The organism is Kaistella antarctica (assembly GCF_900109615.1).
Taxonomy (GTDB): Bacteria; Bacteroidota; Bacteroidia; order Flavobacteriales; family Weeksellaceae; genus Kaistella; species Kaistella antarctica.
The window spans coordinates 503,953-520,971 of sequence record NZ_FOIX01000003.1; the positions used below are offsets into that span (position 1 = coordinate 503,953).

The 17,019-nt window shown below is 34.6% G+C and carries 17 protein-coding genes; 5 read left to right on the top strand and 12 right to left on the bottom strand.

Annotated features, from left to right (window positions below; translation table 11 throughout):
• Window positions 1–90 precede the first annotated feature (90 nt).
• Both BMX49_RS10890 and era read right to left on the bottom strand, forming a co-directional pair.
• Window positions 91–522, bottom strand: coding sequence for a DoxX family protein (locus tag BMX49_RS10890; RefSeq protein WP_034720687.1), 432 nt, complete (start codon window positions 520–522; stop codon window positions 91–93).
• A gap of 65 nt (window positions 523–587) precedes the next feature.
• Window positions 588–1,466 carry a GTPase Era gene (era, locus tag BMX49_RS10895; protein ID WP_034720690.1) on the bottom strand — a complete coding sequence of 293 codons (879 nt, stop codon included), beginning with the start codon at window positions 1,464–1,466 and terminating at the stop codon, window positions 588–590.
• A gap of 154 nt (window positions 1,467–1,620) precedes the next feature.
• On the opposite strand from era, the gene ku reads away from it, so the two are divergent.
• A complete protein-coding gene (ku, locus tag BMX49_RS10900) occupies window positions 1,621–2,409 on the top strand; it encodes a non-homologous end joining protein Ku (protein WP_034720693.1) in 789 nt (262 codons plus the stop codon).
• Between the two features lie 2 nt (window positions 2,410–2,411).
• Window positions 2,412–4,946: a DNA ligase D gene (gene ligD, locus BMX49_RS10905; RefSeq protein ID WP_034720695.1), complete on the top strand. Its 2,535-nt coding sequence runs from the start codon at window positions 2,412–2,414 to the stop codon at window positions 4,944–4,946.
• On the opposite strand, the gene BMX49_RS10910 is transcribed toward ligD, so the two are convergent.
• The 7 genes from BMX49_RS10910 to BMX49_RS10940 form a co-directional block, all read right to left on the bottom strand.
• Complete coding sequence (locus BMX49_RS10910; protein WP_034720697.1) at window positions 4,943–5,716, bottom strand: SGNH/GDSL hydrolase family protein; 774 nt, start codon at window positions 5,714–5,716, stop codon at window positions 4,943–4,945. The two genes, ligD and BMX49_RS10910, sit on opposite strands and share 4 nt — an antisense overlap.
• A gap of 13 nt (window positions 5,717–5,729) precedes the next feature.
• On the bottom strand, window positions 5,730–6,497 hold the full coding sequence (locus BMX49_RS10915) for a class I SAM-dependent methyltransferase (protein ID WP_034720699.1): 768 nt from the start codon (window positions 6,495–6,497) through the stop codon (window positions 5,730–5,732).
• On the bottom strand, window positions 6,497–7,306 hold the full coding sequence (map, locus tag BMX49_RS10920; RefSeq protein WP_034720700.1) for a type I methionyl aminopeptidase: 810 nt from the start codon (window positions 7,304–7,306) through the stop codon (window positions 6,497–6,499). The genes BMX49_RS10915 and map overlap by 1 nt, the downstream gene beginning before the upstream one ends.
• A 55-nt stretch (window positions 7,307–7,361) precedes the next feature.
• On the bottom strand, window positions 7,362–7,793 hold the full coding sequence (locus tag BMX49_RS10925) for a BT0820 family HAD-type phosphatase (RefSeq protein WP_034720701.1): 432 nt from the start codon (window positions 7,791–7,793) through the stop codon (window positions 7,362–7,364).
• Window positions 7,794–7,937: 144 nt separating this feature from the next.
• On the bottom strand, window positions 7,938–8,915 hold the full coding sequence (locus BMX49_RS10930; protein WP_034720703.1) for an acyl-ACP desaturase: 978 nt from the start codon (window positions 8,913–8,915) through the stop codon (window positions 7,938–7,940).
• Between the two features lie 329 nt (window positions 8,916–9,244).
• Entirely contained in the window at window positions 9,245–10,774 is a 1,530-nt protein-coding gene (gene gpmI, locus BMX49_RS10935) for a 2,3-bisphosphoglycerate-independent phosphoglycerate mutase (RefSeq protein WP_034720706.1), read from the bottom strand.
• Window positions 10,775–10,863: 89 nt separating this feature from the next.
• Window positions 10,864–11,385 carry a GNAT family N-acetyltransferase gene (locus tag BMX49_RS10940; protein WP_034720710.1) on the bottom strand — a complete coding sequence of 174 codons (522 nt, stop codon included), beginning with the start codon at window positions 11,383–11,385 and terminating at the stop codon, window positions 10,864–10,866.
• A gap of 106 nt (window positions 11,386–11,491) precedes the next feature.
• Here BMX49_RS10940 and BMX49_RS10945 point away from each other — a divergent pair, with 106 nt between their 5' ends.
• On the top strand, window positions 11,492–12,187 hold the full coding sequence (locus tag BMX49_RS10945) for an SIR2 family NAD-dependent protein deacylase (protein ID WP_034720714.1): 696 nt from the start codon (window positions 11,492–11,494) through the stop codon (window positions 12,185–12,187).
• Window positions 12,188–12,369: 182 nt separating this feature from the next.
• Here the strand turns inward: BMX49_RS10945 and BMX49_RS10950 are convergent, their stop codons facing one another.
• From BMX49_RS10950 to BMX49_RS10965, 3 genes are all read right to left on the bottom strand, one after another.
• Entirely contained in the window at window positions 12,370–13,014 is a 645-nt protein-coding gene (locus BMX49_RS10950; RefSeq protein WP_034720716.1) for a response regulator transcription factor, read from the bottom strand.
• A 5-nt stretch (window positions 13,015–13,019) separates the two neighbouring features.
• Window positions 13,020–13,790 (bottom strand): sensor histidine kinase, encoded by a 771-nt coding sequence (locus tag BMX49_RS10955; RefSeq protein ID WP_034720717.1) that lies wholly within the window; start codon window positions 13,788–13,790, stop codon window positions 13,020–13,022.
• A 673-nt stretch (window positions 13,791–14,463) separates the two neighbouring features.
• Entirely contained in the window at window positions 14,464–14,868 is a 405-nt protein-coding gene (locus BMX49_RS10965) for a hypothetical protein (protein ID WP_126337105.1), read from the bottom strand.
• A 190-nt stretch (window positions 14,869–15,058) separates the two neighbouring features.
• On the opposite strand from BMX49_RS10965, the gene BMX49_RS10970 reads away from it, so the two are divergent.
• Window positions 15,059–15,727, top strand: coding sequence for a YggS family pyridoxal phosphate-dependent enzyme (locus BMX49_RS10970; protein ID WP_034720722.1), 669 nt, complete (start codon window positions 15,059–15,061; stop codon window positions 15,725–15,727).
• A gap of 78 nt (window positions 15,728–15,805) precedes the next feature.
• On the top strand, window positions 15,806–16,990 hold the full coding sequence (locus BMX49_RS10975) for a sigma-54-dependent transcriptional regulator (protein WP_034720724.1): 1,185 nt from the start codon (window positions 15,806–15,808) through the stop codon (window positions 16,988–16,990).
• Window positions 16,991–17,019: the final 29 nt, after the last annotated feature.

Genomic DNA, 17,019 nt, shown 5'->3' on the forward strand with positions numbered 1-17,019 from the left:
AAATTAATGTTTCTAGCAAGTAGGAAATTTAAATAAAAAAACCACCAAAAACAGCTTGTGTAATTGATGGTTATTTTAAGTTGATTTTATTTACCAGCGTGATTCTCTTCGTTTCGAAATCATACTGTCTATTGAAAAATTTCTGGGTCCAAAAGTAAATATCAAAGCAAAAATCGAAAGAAATAAAAGGCTACTCTCTTTCACACTAAATGGATCTCCATAATGAGCGCCGAAGGCTGCGATAAACATCACCACCATTAGAACTAAGGCGGCCGCTCGGGTGAATAGGCCAATCATAATTAAAAAGGCACCAATCAATTCTAATAAAATCGCAAGTATCAAAGTGGCGCCTGCACCCATTCCTAAAAAATCATAGAACTTAATTTCACCACCCGCCATGTATTTTTCTAATTTCGGCAGGCCGTGTAGAATAATCATTGCGATACCGACAAAAACTCGCACCAACAACATAATTATATTGTTAACTGTAGGATTGTCTTTGGTTGAAGAAAAGTAATTCATTTAAATAAATAGATTAGGGAATTAACAAAAACCTCTAAAATACAAAATTTTCATCTTAGCATCGATCAATAACCGAAATTTTTTAAATCCCGATCATTCTTACGCCAATCTTTTTTAACTTTAACAAAAAGTTTTATATGTATTTTCTTCGAAAAGAATTTTTCTAAATCAATTCTTGCTTCCGTTCCTACTTTTTTAATGGCGTCACCTTTATGACCAATGATAATCCCTTTCTGCGTATCGCGTTCAACATAAATCACGGAATCAATGAAGAGCATGCCATCAGTTTCTTTAAATTGCTCGGTCACCACTTCTACCGAATATGGAATTTCCTTATCATAATTTAAAAGGATTTTTTCGCGAATCGTCTCATTGACGAAGAAGCGTTCTGGTTTATCCGTATATTGATCTTTGTCGTAATATGGCGGATTTATAGGTAGCATTGATTTTAATTTGGGTAAAATCACTTCGGTATTAAATCCAGTTAGGGCGGAAATCGGAAGAATCTCTGCTTTTGGAATTTGTTCGTGCCAGAATTCCATCATTTTTTCCAAATCAGCCTGGTTAGAAGCATCAATTTTATTAATCAAAATCAGAACAGGAACTGGAATCTTATTTAATTTCTCAACTAAAAACTCACTGTGCTCTGCGCGATCGGTGATATCAATAATGAAAAGAAAAACGTCGGCATCTTGCAAAGAATCCTTAACAAAATCCATCATTCTTTCCTGAAGACCATATTTTGGATCCAGCACGCCTGGCGTATCTGAAAAGACAATCTGTAAATCGTCTTCGTTATAAATCCCGAAAATACGATGCCTGGTAGTTTGCGCTTTTTGGGTAACAATCGCGAGCTTCTCGCCCATCAGTTGATTAAGAAGTGTTGATTTACCTGCGTTGGGTTTTCCAACTATATTTACGAAGCCTGCTTTATGATCGCTCAATGTATTTTAATTTTAAAGTAAGGGCAAAGTTAAGGAATTTTCGTGGGTGTTGTTTTGATTGTGTAATTTAAAATGACGCAGTTCCACAACTAAATATCTGATTTTTTTTAAAGGCATAATTATTTCATTATTGATAAACCTTAAATAATAAATTATGAAGTCAATTTGGAACGGAGCGATAGGATTTGGATTGGTTAATATTCCCGTAAAAATGTATTCTGCCGTCGAGGATAGCAAACTCGATTTAGATATGCTGGATAAAAGTGATTTTTCCAATATTAAATTCAAAAGAGTTAATGAGAAATCAGGCAAAGAAGTGAAATGGGAAAACATCGTTAAAGGATATTTAATGGATGACAAATATGTTATTTTAGATGCTGATGATTATGCCGCCGCAAGTCCCGAAAAAACCAAAGTCTTTTCTATCGAACACTTTGTAAAAGAAGCCGAAATTGATTCCGTTTATTTTGAAGTTCCCTACTTTTTGGAACCTCAGAAAAATGCTGAGAATGCTTACAACTTATTATTAAAAGCGCTGCAGAAAACAAAAATGGCTGGTATTGGTACGTTTGTGATGCGAGATAAAGAAATATTCGGAATGATCCGACCGTATGACGATCATGTTCTAATTGTTAACCGTTTGCGGTTTGCTAAGCAGATTCGGGTTTATGATGATTTAAAGATTCCGACCAAGAAAACGCCCAAACCTGGTGAAATGAAAATGGCTGTTTCCTTAATTGAGCAGACTTCAGAAAAATTTGATCCGAGCACTTTCACAGATACGTATTCTGCCGATTTATTGAAGATTATTAAAAGAAAGGCAAAAGGCAAAAAGGTAAAAAAGGTAGAAGATACCAAAGAGGACAGCGGAAAGGTTGTTGATTTGATGGCTCAATTAAAAGCCAGTTTAGAAGGTTCCAAAAAAACTAAAAAAGTTTCCTAATCATGCCTTTAGAAGAGTATAACAAAAAACGAAAGTTTGAGGAAACCCCTGAGCCAGAAGGTGAACTGCAAAAAAATGACGGCAAATTAAAATTTGTGATTCAGCGTCATTCTGCTTCTCGACTGCATTATGATTTCAGATTAGAAATGGATGGAGTTTTGAAAAGTTGGGCGGTTCCGAAAGGTCCTTCGCTTAATCCTAAAGATAAGCGTTTGGCAATGATGACGGAAGATCATCCGTATTCTTATAAAGATTTTGAAGGAACGATTCCAGAAGGAAATTACGGCGGTGGCGAAGTTGAAATTTGGGATTCCGGAACGTACGAACCTTTGGAAAAAGTAGAAGGTAAATCGAATGATTTAGTGATGAGACATGAGCTTCACAAAGAATCGCTCAAGTTTATTCTTCATGGCAAAAAGTTAAAAGGTGAATTTGCTTTAGTTAAAATTAAAAATCCAAAAGACGGAAATGCCTGGTTGCTCATCAAACATAAAGATCAATTTGCCCTAGATGAATACGATTCCGAAGAACATGTTCCTAAAAAATCTAAAGTAACAGTTCGAGAGGAGAATCGTCCCAGTAAAAAAAAAGTAAAATCTCCAGTTAAAGAATCTCAAACGTTTCGAAACTACGCGCCAGCGCTTAGTGGCGAGAAAAAATTGAAAGATTATATCAAACCGATGTTGGCTCAAAGCAGTGAAAAACCTTTTGATAATGAAGAATGGATTTTTGAAATTAAATGGGATGGTTACCGCGCCATCGCTGATTTGCGAGAAGAAGACATTCAACTTTACTCTCGAAATGGACTCTCCTACTTCGATAAATTTTCGAAAATTGTTGATGCCCTCGACGATCAAAATCACCAGATGGTTTTGGATGGTGAAATCGTCGCTTACGACAGCAATGGAAAACCCGACTTTCAATCTTTGCAAAAAATAGGCGAAAACCCAAATTTGGCGATGACTTATCAAGTCTTTGATTTGCTTTGGCTGAACGGACATTCGACTGAAAATTTAACTTTACTTCAACGCAAAGAATTATTGAAGGAAGCTTTGGTCGAAAATGATGTGGCAAAATATTGCGAACATATTCCAGAAAAAGGGATTGATTTTTTTGATCAGATTAAAAAAATGGAATTAGAAGGAATGATTGCAAAAAAGGCTGACAGCATTTATTCTGAAGGCGTTCGATCGTCGGATTGGTTGAAAATTAAATTTCAAAATACAGAAGATGTTTTGATTTGTGGTTTTACCGAACCAAACGGAGGTCGAAAAAATTTCGGTGCGATTATTTTAGGAACTTTTATCGACGGTCACCTGGAATTTTGCGGACATGCTGGAACTGGGTTTTCTGATAAAACATTAGAGTCTTTGTATGAACAATTCAAGCCTTTAATTGTCAAAAATTCTCCGTTTGACAAAGTCCCAAAAACCAATGGATCTGCAACCTGGATGAAGCCAGAGTTGGTTTGTGAAATTAAATATACCGAAAAAACGAAAGATGGAATTTTCCGTCATCCTGTTTTTATGGGACTTCGCACTGATAAAGAAAAAGAAGATTTATTGGAAGAAGAAAGTGAAAAAATTGATGATAATTCTTCTTTGAAAAATCGGAAAGAAGAACCTTTGAAAACTAAAACCAAAACCGTAAATAAAACGGTTAAACTCACCAATCAAGATAAAATATATTTTCCTGAAAGCGGGATTACCAAAGGTGAAGTTGTCCAATATTATCAATCAGTGGCTAAATATATTCTGCCACATTTAAAAAAACGTCCGCAATCTTTAAATCGTTTTCCTAATGGAATTGATGGTTTAAGTTTTTATCATAAAGATGCTGGAAGCGATGCTCCAGATTGGATTGAGAAAGTATCCGTTTTTTCTGAATCTAATGAAAAAGATATCGAATATCTAATCTGCAATACCGCTGATGATTTGGCTTACCTCAACAATTTAGGTTGTATCGATTTGAATCCCTGGAATTCTACAGTAAAAGATTTGACGAAACCGACTTGGTTAGCTTTAGATTTAGATCCATCGGATAAAAACACTTTCGATGACGTGATAGAAACTGCGTTGTGTGTAAAAGATATTTTGGATCAAACAAAAATTAAAGGTTTTTGCAAAACTTCTGGAAGTTCTGGAGTTCATATTTTTATTCCGATGGGAGAAGATTATGAGGTGGAACAAGTGAAGAATTTTGCCCATCTTCTAATGCAGAAAGTCCAGCAGAAATTACCTGAATTAACCACTTTGGAACGAAGTTTAAAAAAACGCGATAAAGCAAAAATTTATCTAGATTATCTGCAAAACCGTACAGGACAGACTTTAGCAAGTGTTTATAGTATCCGCCCGAAACCTTTAGCACCAGTCTCAATGCCAATTTTATGGGAGGAACTGCAAGCTGGTTTGAAGCCGACTGACTTCAATATTCATAATGCTTTGGAACGAATTAAAAAGAATGGAGATTTATTTAAACCAGTCTTAGGAAAAGGAATCGATATGTTGAAAGCCCTGGAAAATCTATCGAAGGATTAAGAAAATTTTAATTTGGAGTCTAATAAAAATTCTACACTTTCCTTAGCCCATATCTTATAAGTAAGCTCTGACGGATGAACGCCATCACTGAAAAAATCTGCAATCGTTTGATCGTCATTTAATTGTTTCAACCATTCTTTAATATTAACTTTGTTAGTCGGAAAATAGATGTTTTTATTTTTTGAAGTTTGGATGTAAAGATATTGTGCAAGAAGATCTTTATGATTTCCTAAAACAAATTGCATCTCTTTTGTAAGCGCGGGAAACGCTTCGATTGTCGGCAACTGCGCAAACGAGATTGGAGTTTCTGGAAATTTCTTTCTTAAAGAGTCGATTAATACTTGAATGTTTTCCAGCCATTTTTTTGGCTGCGTGAATTCAAAAGAATCATTTGCACCAATTCCAATCACCAATAAATCACATTCATTTTCTACAATTTTAGGAATTATTGTTTGATGAACTTTTTCTACGTTATAACCCGTTTTTGCATAAACTTTCCAGTCGACATTGAAGTGAAATGCAGCACTTAATTCTCTAGAAAAATATCCAGCAAAACTGTTTTTATGAAAATCGGATCCAACTCCGCCAAAGGAACTCTCCCCAATAAATAGGACTTTTAAAGTTTTATCAAAATTGCTACGAAAAAAACCTTCGGGATCTTTTGCTTCAGGTAAAAACTGAATCTCTTTTTTAATTCTCTTTCCCTGAAAATAAATAATCGGCAACAAAGGAATCGACTTTACAAGATGGATGAAATATTTCTTTTTCATTCAGATGATACTTTTATTTCTTGGCAACGACTGGTAGAATTTCATTTTCCATCAAGCCAAAACGAGCAATCTCCTCTTTGCTGAATTTCTTTGAATAAAAATTAATATCGACTACAAATCCAGCTTTTTTTAACCGATCGAAATAATCCATTCCGTACCAGCGAACGTGATCGTATTGCCCGAAATGTTTTTGTCTTTCTTTAGGATCCTTGATAGAAAAATCTTCAAAAGATTTCTCTAAAGAATTCTTCATTGGAACTTGAAAGATTCCCCAACCATCTTTTCTCATAACCCGATATAATTCGCTCATCGCCTTTTGATCGTCCTCGATGTGTTCTAAAACATGATTGCAAAAGACAACATCAAAACTTTCATTTTCAAAAGGCAAATCTAGAATGTCTGCTTTTACATCGACAATCGGTGAATATAAATCTGCAGAAGTATAATCCAGATTCTTCATTTTTTTGAATCTACGCAGAAATTCCTGCTCTGGCGCGATATGAAGAACTCTATAATTTTTGGTAAAAAAGTCGGTTTCATTTTGAAGAAACAGCCACATTTGACGATGGCGCTCCAAACTTAAAGTTCCTGGAGAAAGTGCATTCTCGCGTTGTTTTCCATAACCATAGGGAAGAAATTTTCGATAGGATTTTCCATCAATAGGATCGGAAAATTTAGTTCCTTTAAAAAATAGATAAATGATAGGTCTTAGAAATATGCTTAAATTGATAAGCAAAGGTCTTGGTATTTTGTTTAAAAGAAATTTGGTAATTTTTTTCATTAAAAATCCAAAGTAAATGGTTTTTCTTCGTCACTGACAATTCCCAGCGCTTCGTAGATATACTTAAAAGTTGAAAGTAAAACCGGTTTTCCAGCAATGATACAAACATCATGTTCAAAGTGTGCTGATGGTGACATATCAAGGGAAGTCACTGTCCAGCCATCATCGTGAAATTTCACTTTTTCAGTCCCTAAATTCACCATCGGTTCGATTGCCAAAGCGATTCCATCTTTTAAAACCTTACCACTTCCTTTTTTACCATAATTGGGAACTTGTGGATCTTCATGCATTTTCCGACCTAAACCGTGACCGACCAATTCACGAACAACTCCGTAGCCGTGAGCTTCGCAATAGGTTTGAATGGCATTTGAGATATCTCCTACTCTCTTTCCGCGAACACATTGCTCGATTCCTTTATAAAGAGATTCTTTGGTGATTTTTAATAATTTTTTAACTTCTGGTGTAACTTCACCAACTTCAAATGAATACGCGTGATCGCCATAAAATCCATTCATAAAAACGCCACAATCGACTGATAAAATATCACCTTCTACCAAAGGTTTATCATTCGGAATTCCGTGAACTACTTCAGCATTTGGAGAAATGCAAAGGTTTTTTGGAAAGCCATACATTCCTAAAAAAGCAGGTTCACCGCCATGATCGCGAATAAACTGTCCACCTAAATTGTCAAGGTGTAAAGTAGTTACGCCGGGTTTTATTTCCCTGGCCAACATGCCCAAAGTCTTCGAAACCAATTGTGCGCTTTCTCGCATTAAGCGAAGTTCTTCTATTGTTTTTAATTGTATCAATGTAGTAAAGAGTCTTAAGAGTTAGAGGAAAGATTTAAAAATTGCGGATAAATTGTTACCAGAATAATCCTTTCTTTTTATCTTTTTTCATTTTAGAATAAGCCAAAACCTCCTTTCCTTCAACGCGAAATTCTATTCGATCATTGATGATATTATAAATTTCTCCCCAACCTGGGAATCCGCCAAGGTTTCGGTCATCAATAAAGAGATCAGCATCAATTTTTCGAGACGCGTTTTCATTATCGAAAACTTCTCCTTCAAAACTAGAATTCACCGCATAAAACTCAACGCCATTTTTTTTACAAAACTCTACTGCTTCATCCAAAGTTTTTCCATGTCGGTACGTCCACAAAATTAATCTGTAGCCTTCTGCCTGCAGTTTTTTAAGGGTTTCAAAAGCAAAAGTTTTTGTTTTTCCAATTCCAGGATATCCATCATCAACGATAGTTCCGTCAAAATCAATAGCAAGTTTTTTACTGTTCTTCATTATTTCTAAAATTTCAATGGTGCAAAGATAATAAATTTAGGTCGTTATTAGTGTTTAGCGACGATTAGTACTCTTCCGTTAAGATAAAAAAATGCCAAATAAGACATTGGCTTAGTTGGCATTTATATATGAAGATTTGGTTGTCTAAGATTTAATCCATTTGAACTGGTATTCCTGATCTGGAGTTGAAATTCTGTCGGTAACTCTTTGCAATCTGCCAGGAAGTTTCATTAAATATTCCTGCGCTTTTTCTGCACTTTCATTGAGTCCCGTAATGTGTTCAATTTTCCAGTCTTCTAATAGTTCACTCAAAATATTAATGTAATCCTGTCCGGTGTAAACCATCGCTCTTTGTGCTGCATCGGAGAAATGTCCCCAAAGCTCGCCTGCTTTCTGGCCAGATTCGCGCATTAAATGAGCAGGCATTACAATTTTTTTACGCATCATATCTTCGAAAGCAAGCATCATTTCTGAAGGATCAAGTTCGAAAATTTTGGTCACGAAATGTTTGTATGCTTTGGCATGTCGCGCTTCATCAGCAGCGATTACTCCGCACATTCTGGAAAGTTTGGTGTTTCCACTTTGTTTCGCCAAAGAACCTACTCTTCGGTGTGAAATATTGGTTGCAGTCTCCTGAAAACTTGTATAAACAAAATTACGATACGGGTCCATGGTCGTTCCAATATCTAAACCATCCTGTATAAGATAATGCGTTGTAATTTCAACTTCACGCATATTTACGCGACCGCATAAATATAAATATTTATTGAGCAAATCACCGTGGCGATTTTCTTCGGCTGTCCAGTTTCTAACCCATTGTGACCAACCAGATCTTTCTTCCTGATTTACGCCATCAATTCCCATAATCCAAGATTCATAACTTGGCAAAGCTTCCTCTGTAATGCAATCTCCAATCAAGGTTACAAATAAATCATAACCCATTTCCTGAGCGTAGGTTTGAAGCTCTTCTACATCGTGATGAAAGCTATCTGAAGAAGGATCAGGTAAAAAATCTGTGGGTTGCCATATTTTTTCTGCGGGCGTCAGATAGGAGTCGATATACTCGTTGACATTTTTGCCAAGAGTTCTCATCACTTCTATTCTTATTAATTTATTATACATTTTTACTCTTTTATATTGTAGACAAAGATAATTTATTTATCTTATTTATAGCATAATTGCTTTGTTGAATTGAACTAGTAGTGCTAACCAAAATTCTGCCGTTTTAAGCAAAAATCATAAAAAAAACTATTAAATCAAAGTTATTCTATTATTAATTTAGAAAATTAGTAAAATATAAATTAGGGAACCAAATTTTATCAGATTATATTTTGACTGTCTGATGTTATACTCTAATCTCGTTTTTTTTAAAAATAAATGTCAATTACATTACATGAAAAAAGCGGCAACCCTCGTTACCGCTTTGAATATTGAAATTAATAAATAAAAAATTAGCTCACTAAAATTTCACCTGTCATTATTTCCGGGATTTCAATGCCCATTACTTTTAGAATTGACGGAGCAATATCTCCTAATTTTCCTGGTTTTAAATTCCATTTTCTATCTTTATCCATTACAATTAAAGGAACGAGGTTAGTGGAATGTTGGGTGTTTGGACTGCCATCTGGGTTTTTCATTACATCAGAATTTCCATGATCTGCTAAGATGAAAACGGTATAACCATGTTCAAAAGCTGCGGTTGCAACTTTAGAAATACATTCATCAACAACTTCTGCGGCCTTCACTGCTGCAGAAAAAACGCCTGTATGACCAACCATATCGGTATTGGCAAAATTTAAACAAATAAAATCTGCAGCTTCATTTTCAATTTCGGGAAGTATTTTTTGAGTGATATCGTAAGCAGACATTTCTGGCTTAAACTCATAAGTCGGCACTTCTTTCGGACTTGGACACAACAATCGGCTTTCGCCTACAAATTCCGCTTCACGTCCGCCTGAAAAGAAAAAGGTAACGTGCGGATATTTTTCTGTCTCAGCAACACGAATTTGATTCTTTCCATTTCGCTCTAAAACCTCGCCCATCGTTTCTTGCAGTACCTCTTCATCAAAAACTACATGTATATTTTGAAACTTTTTATCATAATTTGTGATCGTTACATAATAAAGATTTAAAGGATGCATGCCGAAATCCGGAAACGCTTGCTGAGAAAGAACCTCAGTGATTTCTCTTCCTCGATCTGTTCTAAAATTAAAACAAAATACAACATCATCATTCTCAATCTTTGCAACCGGTAAACTATTGTCTTTAAGGCAAATAATCGGTTTTAAAAACTCATCGGTAATCTCGTCTTTGTAACTTTTTTCAATTATCTGTAGTACTTCACGAGTTTTTTCTCCGATCCCATTTACCATGGCATCATAAGCAATTTTCACCCGTTCCCATCTTTTGTCACGATCCATCGCGTAATATCTCCCGACAACTGTTGCTAACTGGCCGGTAGTTTTTTTCATATGATCTAAAAGGTCTTCAATAAAACCTTTGCCCGAGTGTGGATCGCAATCGCGACCATCTGTGAAAGCGTGTACGTAAACATTTTTATTTAGGCCAAATTCATGCGCGGCTGTGAGTAAACCTTTAAGATGATTGATGTGGGAATGAACTCCTCCATCTGAAACTAAACCGATAAAATGTATATTTTTATTGTTAAGAAAAGCGTATTCGAACGCCTTTGTAATGGCATTTTCTTTGCCTAAAGTGGCATTTTCAACAGCCATATTTAATTTTACCAAATTTTGGTAAACTACCCTTCCAGCACCTAAATTCATATGTCCAACTTCAGAATTACCCATTTGACCGAAAGGTAATCCCACTGCGATACCACTTGCTTCTAAAGTGGTGTGTGGAAAATTCTCGTAGCAAGAATCAATAAAAGGTGTGTTGGCTTGGGCAATTGCAGAAACACTAGGATCGAGTCCGATTCCCCATCCGTCGAGTATTGCTAAAATAGCTTTTTTTGACATTTCTATTTTGTTTTTGGTTGAATACAAATTTAGTGATTAAACAATTGTTTAGCGATTAATTGCGAATAAAATTAGAAAAGGTCATCACTTTAAATAAGTAATTTTTGAAAAGCTTTTCTGGCAGAGCCACGAAAATAAACTTCCCCACAATAGGCATAGCTCAGTTTATCTAAAATTTTTAGCATCGGAATGTTATCAAAATTAGTATCTACTTTGATACTATGAATTTTTCTTGAGATTACTATTTTTTCAATTTCTTGAAAGATTATAGTTGCAATTCCTTTTCCTATATATTTATTTGAAACAGCCACGCGATGAACAACCATATACTTTTGATTTGATAGCCATTGTCCCTCGATTATTTCATAAGCAGGTTCAATCTCGTCAATGATTGCAGCATAACCTATAATTTCATTCTCTGCTTCCAACACAAAACCAAAATTATTTTCAATATCATTTTTAATGCTTTCGGGATTAGGATATCCATCTTGCCATTGATTGCTAAAATCGAGTTTCCTCCTTTCGATAGCCTGTTGCAGAATTTTCCAAATATTTTCTTGATCATTTAAAGTGGCTTGTCTAAGTGAAAATTTTCCGTCTACTTTTGACATTGAATTTATTTTTATTACACAAATTTAATAAAGATTTGCTTTACATTGAAAATAGCAGGACTTAGGAAAAGTTTGTAATTTTTTGTAGTTTTAAAAAAAAAGTCAAATGAAAAAGAAACTAGTTGTTTTCTCGGGCGCTGGCATTTCTGCAGAAAGCGGGGTGAAAACCTTTCGCGATTCGGATGGTTTATGGGAAAATCATCGCGTGGAAGATGTGGCGAGTCCAGAAGGTTTTGAGAAAAACCCAAAGATGGTATTGGATTTTTATAACGCAAGAAGACGGCAGCTTAATGAAATCGAACCCAATAAAGCACACTTAATTTTAGCAGAACTGGAAAAGTATTTTGATGTTCAGATTATCACCCAAAATGTTGACGATTTACATGAGCGTGCGGGATCAACAAAGATAATTCATCTTCATGGTGAACTAAAAAAAGCAAGACCTGTAGATTCTGAGAATGCAATTGTAGATTGGGAACAAGATTTAAATTTAGGCGATCTTAATTTGGAAGGTATTCAATTACGTCCGCATATTGTCTGGTTTGGCGAAATGGTGCCAGAGATGGATAAAGCTATGGAAATATGTTCTCAGGCCAATATATTTTTAGTGATTGGAACATCCATGAGTGTTTATCCCGCAGCAGGTCTGATTAGTTATATCCCTGAGAATTGTGAAGTATTTGTCATCGATCCAAATTTACCAAATAGCTACACGCAAGGCGAAAATTATTTTAAAACGTCAGCTACAGAGGGAATGGAGTTATTTAAAAATACTATTTTGGGGAGGATTGATGGAAAGTAGATTAAGCAGTTTAGATTATATCGATATTTTATAAATATTTTACTTGATACAATTGACTTTTAAAAAAAACAAAAAACCGATTAAAATCGGCTTTTTGTTTTTCTTTTCACAATTTGTGTTTTCATTTGTGAGACAAAAGTATTATTTAAATCAATAGAATAAAAGGGTGAAATCACCCTAATTTAACACATATCATGTTTAATAGCAAAAAGCACAATTCCTACTCGGGTTTTCACATTGAGCTTTGCAAAAACAGAATCTCTGTAGCCATCGATGGTTCTGGGACTTACACACATTTGTTCGGCGATTTCCTTGTAAGTTAATTCGGAACATCCTAACTTTATAAATTCTATTTCACGCTCTTTTAATAGATTGTTGAGTTCTCGCACGGCCTTTTGTTCAATTTTAATTTTCAGTAGACTTTGGGAAACCAAATCGGTATAGAAAACTCCCTTCTCATGAACGATATTGATGGCATCAAAAAGGATATCTGGCGACATATCTTTTAGCAAATAACCTTTAGCGCCTGCTTTCAGCATACTGATGATGGTGCTTTCATTATCCTCCATTGTCAGAGCGATTACTTTTAATTCAGGATATTTCGCAGACAATTCTGCGGTTGTTTCGATGCCATTTTTTCGCGGCATATTGATGTCCATCAAAACTACTTCTGGACGAACTTTCCGAGAATCTAATTGTTTCAAGAAATCCTCGCCGCTAGCGCAGTTCATTACCACTTCAAATTTTGGATTAAATGAAATCATATTTTCTATTGCTTTAGAGACCAATTTATGATCATCTACAATTGCAATTTTAATTCTTTCCATCCTGGCTATTTTTTATAAGTAATGGTAATCTCGGTGCCAAGATTTTCGGCTGATTTAATCTTAAAATCTGCATTAATAATCTTTGCCCTATTTTTTATATTTGCTAACCCACTTCCGTCATTTCTATGTTTTGCATTAAATCCAATTCCATAATCGTTAATATTAATTTGAATAAAGTTTAAATGATCTTCAACTTTAATCAAGATTCTATTGGATCTTGCATGTTTAATCACATTATTGATACACTCTTGTACTATTCGAAAAAGTATCAGGGCATGGTCCGCATTAATTTCTATATGATGATTGTTTATCTTGTACTCCACCTCCATCAAATGCAATCTTTCAATTCTAAAAATTTCGCGCTCCAAAGATTCAACAAATCCAAAATGCCGCACTTGTTTGCTGATAAATAACTTCGACAAGTTTCTGATATCCTGAATACATTCCCCAATCAACATGTTAATTTCGTGGGCTATATTGGTTTTGTCTTTTTCATCAGCCATTGCTATTTTGCTGGTCATCAATCTTGCGACGGAAAGTTTCTGACCCAGATCGTCATGCAGTTCTTGCCCGATATAGTCTAAGGTTTGTTCTTTTATTTCCACCTGAGAGATCGCTAATTCTTGTTCGAATAACGCTTCTTTTTTTTGTTGAGATAAAAGAAGTTCTGATTTTTTCTTAATGAAGATGCCATAAACTAGAACCATCATTAAAATAACTATTAAAATGATGAACGTAGTAATAGTCAGCAGAAAATCAGTTTCCGTAAGATTCATTTATTCGAATTAATATTTTTCGCGTAAAATATCCCTGTTATGAGAATAGAATATCCGATAAGATTAACAACAAATAAAATTATGAAAAATATATTGATATTCATCGTTTCTGAAGCAGTATTACTAATAATCAGTAAAGGAGTCACTCCTAAGTACGTAGACATCAAGCCAATACACGCCCAAAACGGATAATATAATTTAATGTTTAGAATTTTGTCAGAATTGAAAGTTTCATTAAGAACTAAATAAATATTGCACATTAAAATAACTACTTCTATGACGTAAAATTTGATAGAAAATTGAGTGAAAAAAGTTTCAGAAAAGATTGCAAATGAAAGGAAGCTCGCCAAAAAAACCAGAATCAAGATCAAGTTTATTGCTCTAAAAACTTTTGTTTGTAAAATCTTGCGAAAGTAACAGAAGAAAAGTAGAAAAACAAACAAGTTCATTCCTATGGTGTACACGGGTGTACTGTTAAATTTGGGATTGTTCAAAATTGTAAAAAATAGAAAGGTATCAATGATTACCACAATACAGCTTGAAATAATCAAATAAATAATTCCCTTTCCTAATTTCTTCCTTTTAAAGAGTAGCAGTAGAAAAAATGCTATCACTAATAAAAGTTGGATGATGCTCACCACACTTCTGTTCCATTCAAGCATTTTATCTATTTTTAGTAAGGTGGACGAATTTGGCCATAATTCATTTGAGGAAGATCTTCTAAATCATTGGTTCGGCTTACACTTTCGATTTGTTCAGCTGAATCCATGTTTTCTGCGGAGAAAAAGATCGTTTGATAGCCACTGCAGATAGGATCTAATCGAGGATCAAAATTATTATCAGGGTATTTTCCCAACGTTACTCTGATGCCTTTTTTATTTACTCCTCTCTTTCCCATTTCTTCCCGAATCAAATTAATATAGTCTTGCAATACTTCTAAATCGTAAGAAAAATGTCTAGCGTCAGGTTTATTGGCGGGTCGTTTGGAATTTATTGCGCCGTAATTGGTTTTTTCATATTCGCTGGCTAACAGGTCACTTTCCTTTTTTGTAATTAAATGTTTTTCTAAATTACTCATCATGTTGTATTTTTAGTTTAAACAAATCTAAAAATTAATTGTAAATAAATATACGTGAATACACCCAAATCAAAATTTATTTCTGAAGATGACTGCATCTAGCTAAATATTATTGTAAATAAAAGAATAATTCCTTAAATTACAAATTCGAAATTTTTCTAACTATCTCTCATATAAAACTATATTTAGCATGCAAGAATTTTCTAATATTGCAGAGAATTATCAACTAATTAATTCCAGTTTACCTTCTAATGTTCAACTTGTTACAGTTTCTAAAACTCATCCTGTAGAAAGCATTAAAAAAGTTTATGATTTAGGGCAACGCGTTTTTGGAGAAAATAGGGTGCAAGAACTGATCGAGAAACATCCAAAATTACCGTCGGATATTCAGTGGCATTTAATCGGTCATTTACAAACCAATAAACTAAAATATATCGCACCGTTTATCGATACCATTCAAAGTGTTGATTCCGAAAAAATATTACTAGAAATTGATAGGCAGGCTAAAAATAACGAGCGAAATATTAAGGTACTACTTCAGGTTAAAATAGCTGAAGAAGATACCAAATATGGCTTGGAAATCAATGAGACAAAGGAATTATATTTAGAATATTTGAATGGTAAATTTCCAAATGTCAGCATTGTAGGCTTAATGGGAATGGCAACATTTACCGACAATAAGCAACAGGTTACGAAAGAGTTTAACGTCTTAAAGCAACTTTTCGGCCAGCTTTCTCAAAAACAAAAGCTAGAAACTTTATCTTTAGGAATGAGCGGCGATTATGAAATCGCAATTGAATGTGGTGCCAACTCGGTTCGAATTGGATCTGCTATTTTTGGTGCGCGAGATTCCCAATAAAAACCTTTTAGGTACGATTATTGCTACATAGTTTGCCAAATTCACACGAATTTTTTATTAAATCCATAAATTTTTATAATGCAAAAAATCTTAATTGTTGAAGATGAAAAAGCCATTTCTGGCGTCTTACAAAGTATACTTTCTGAAGAATTGCCTGAATACGAATTCATTATTGCTGAAGATGGTTTAGAAGGCTTCAAACAAATTGAAAAAGAAGATTTCGCTTTGGTGGTTTCCGATATTAAAATGCCTAAAGTTTCTGGTACAGAATTATTGAGGCAAGCGCTCCAAATAAAGCCAGACACTACTTTTGTGATGATTTCTGGTCATGCTGATATCGACACCGCTGTTGACTGTTTAAAAGTTGGCGCTTATGATTTTATATCGAAGCCTATTGATATTAACAGATTAATTACAAGTGTTAAAAATGCTTTAGATAAAAGAAATCTACAGAAATCTAACATGCATTTAAAAAATGAAAACACGACTTTAAAGAAGAAAGTCAATAAGAAATATCAAATGATTGGCGAGTCGCCTGCCTTGAAAAAGATTCAGGATATGATTGAAAAAGTAGCCGCTTCAGATGCAAGAGTCCTCATTACAGGACCCAACGGCGCCGGAAAAGAGTTGGTTGCGCACGCCATTCATGCTCAAAGTGATCGCAGCAAAGGACCGATGATCGAAGTGAATTGCGCGGCAATTCCGTCGGAATTAATTGAATCAGAATTGTTTGGACACGTTAAAGGAAGTTTTACTGGAGCAATAAAAGATAAGCAAGGAAAATTTGAGCTTGCCAATAACGGAACCATCTTTTTGGATGAAATTGGTGACATGTCTTTGATTGCTCAAGCCAAAGTTCTTCGCGCGCTTCAGGAAAGTAAAGTTTCACCCGTGGGAAGCGACAAAGAAATAAAAGTTGACGTTAGAGTTGTTGCTGCAACCAATAAGAATATGCAGGACGAAATTAAAGCTGGTAAATTCAGAGAAGATCTTTACCACCGACTTTCTGTCATTGAAATTTACGTTCCTTCTTTGGATGAAAGAAAAGATGACATTAAACTTTTGGTCAAACATTTTGCTAAAATTATTTCTGATGAGCATGGGACCGCTTTAAAAAGCTTCGATGATAAAGCGATTAAAGCTTTAGAAAATTTCAGCTGGACCGGTAATATTCGAGAACTTAGAAATGTTGTAGAGCGATTAATTATTCTAGGATCTGCTACGATTAGTGCCGAAGATGTTGCAAGTTTCGTAAGAAAATAATTAAGATTTACACAAATTGTATTTCGTTA

Coding starts and splice junctions, on each gene's coding strand:
- BMX49_RS10890 (WP_034720687.1), bottom strand. CDS start 522: ATGAATTACTTTTCTTCAACCAAAGACAATCCTACAGTTAACAATATA.
- BMX49_RS10930 (WP_034720703.1), bottom strand. CDS start 8,915: ATGTATAATAAATTAATAAGAATAGAAGTGATGAGAACTCTTGGCAAA.
- BMX49_RS10965 (WP_126337105.1), bottom strand. CDS start 14,868: ATGAGTAATTTAGAAAAACATTTAATTACAAAAAAGGAAAGTGACCTG.
- gpmI (WP_034720706.1), bottom strand. CDS start 10,774: ATGTCAAAAAAAGCTATTTTAGCAATACTCGACGGATGGGGAATCGGA.
- BMX49_RS10970 (WP_034720722.1), top strand. CDS start 15,059: ATGCAAGAATTTTCTAATATTGCAGAGAATTATCAACTAATTAATTCC.
- BMX49_RS10925 (WP_034720701.1), bottom strand. CDS start 7,793: ATGAAGAACAGTAAAAAACTTGCTATTGATTTTGACGGAACTATCGTT.
- BMX49_RS10940 (WP_034720710.1), bottom strand. CDS start 11,385: ATGTCAAAAGTAGACGGAAAATTTTCACTTAGACAAGCCACTTTAAAT.
- ligD (WP_034720695.1), top strand. CDS start 2,412: ATGCCTTTAGAAGAGTATAACAAAAAACGAAAGTTTGAGGAAACCCCT.
- BMX49_RS10945 (WP_034720714.1), top strand. CDS start 11,492: ATGAAAAAGAAACTAGTTGTTTTCTCGGGCGCTGGCATTTCTGCAGAA.
- BMX49_RS10915 (WP_034720699.1), bottom strand. CDS start 6,497: ATGAAAAAAATTACCAAATTTCTTTTAAACAAAATACCAAGACCTTTG.
- BMX49_RS10955 (WP_034720717.1), bottom strand. CDS start 13,790: ATGAATCTTACGGAAACTGATTTTCTGCTGACTATTACTACGTTCATC.
- BMX49_RS10950 (WP_034720716.1), bottom strand. CDS start 13,014: ATGGAAAGAATTAAAATTGCAATTGTAGATGATCATAAATTGGTCTCT.
- BMX49_RS10975 (WP_034720724.1), top strand. CDS start 15,806: ATGCAAAAAATCTTAATTGTTGAAGATGAAAAAGCCATTTCTGGCGTC.
- ku (WP_034720693.1), top strand. CDS start 1,621: ATGAAGTCAATTTGGAACGGAGCGATAGGATTTGGATTGGTTAATATT.
- BMX49_RS10910 (WP_034720697.1), bottom strand. CDS start 5,716: ATGAAAAAGAAATATTTCATCCATCTTGTAAAGTCGATTCCTTTGTTG.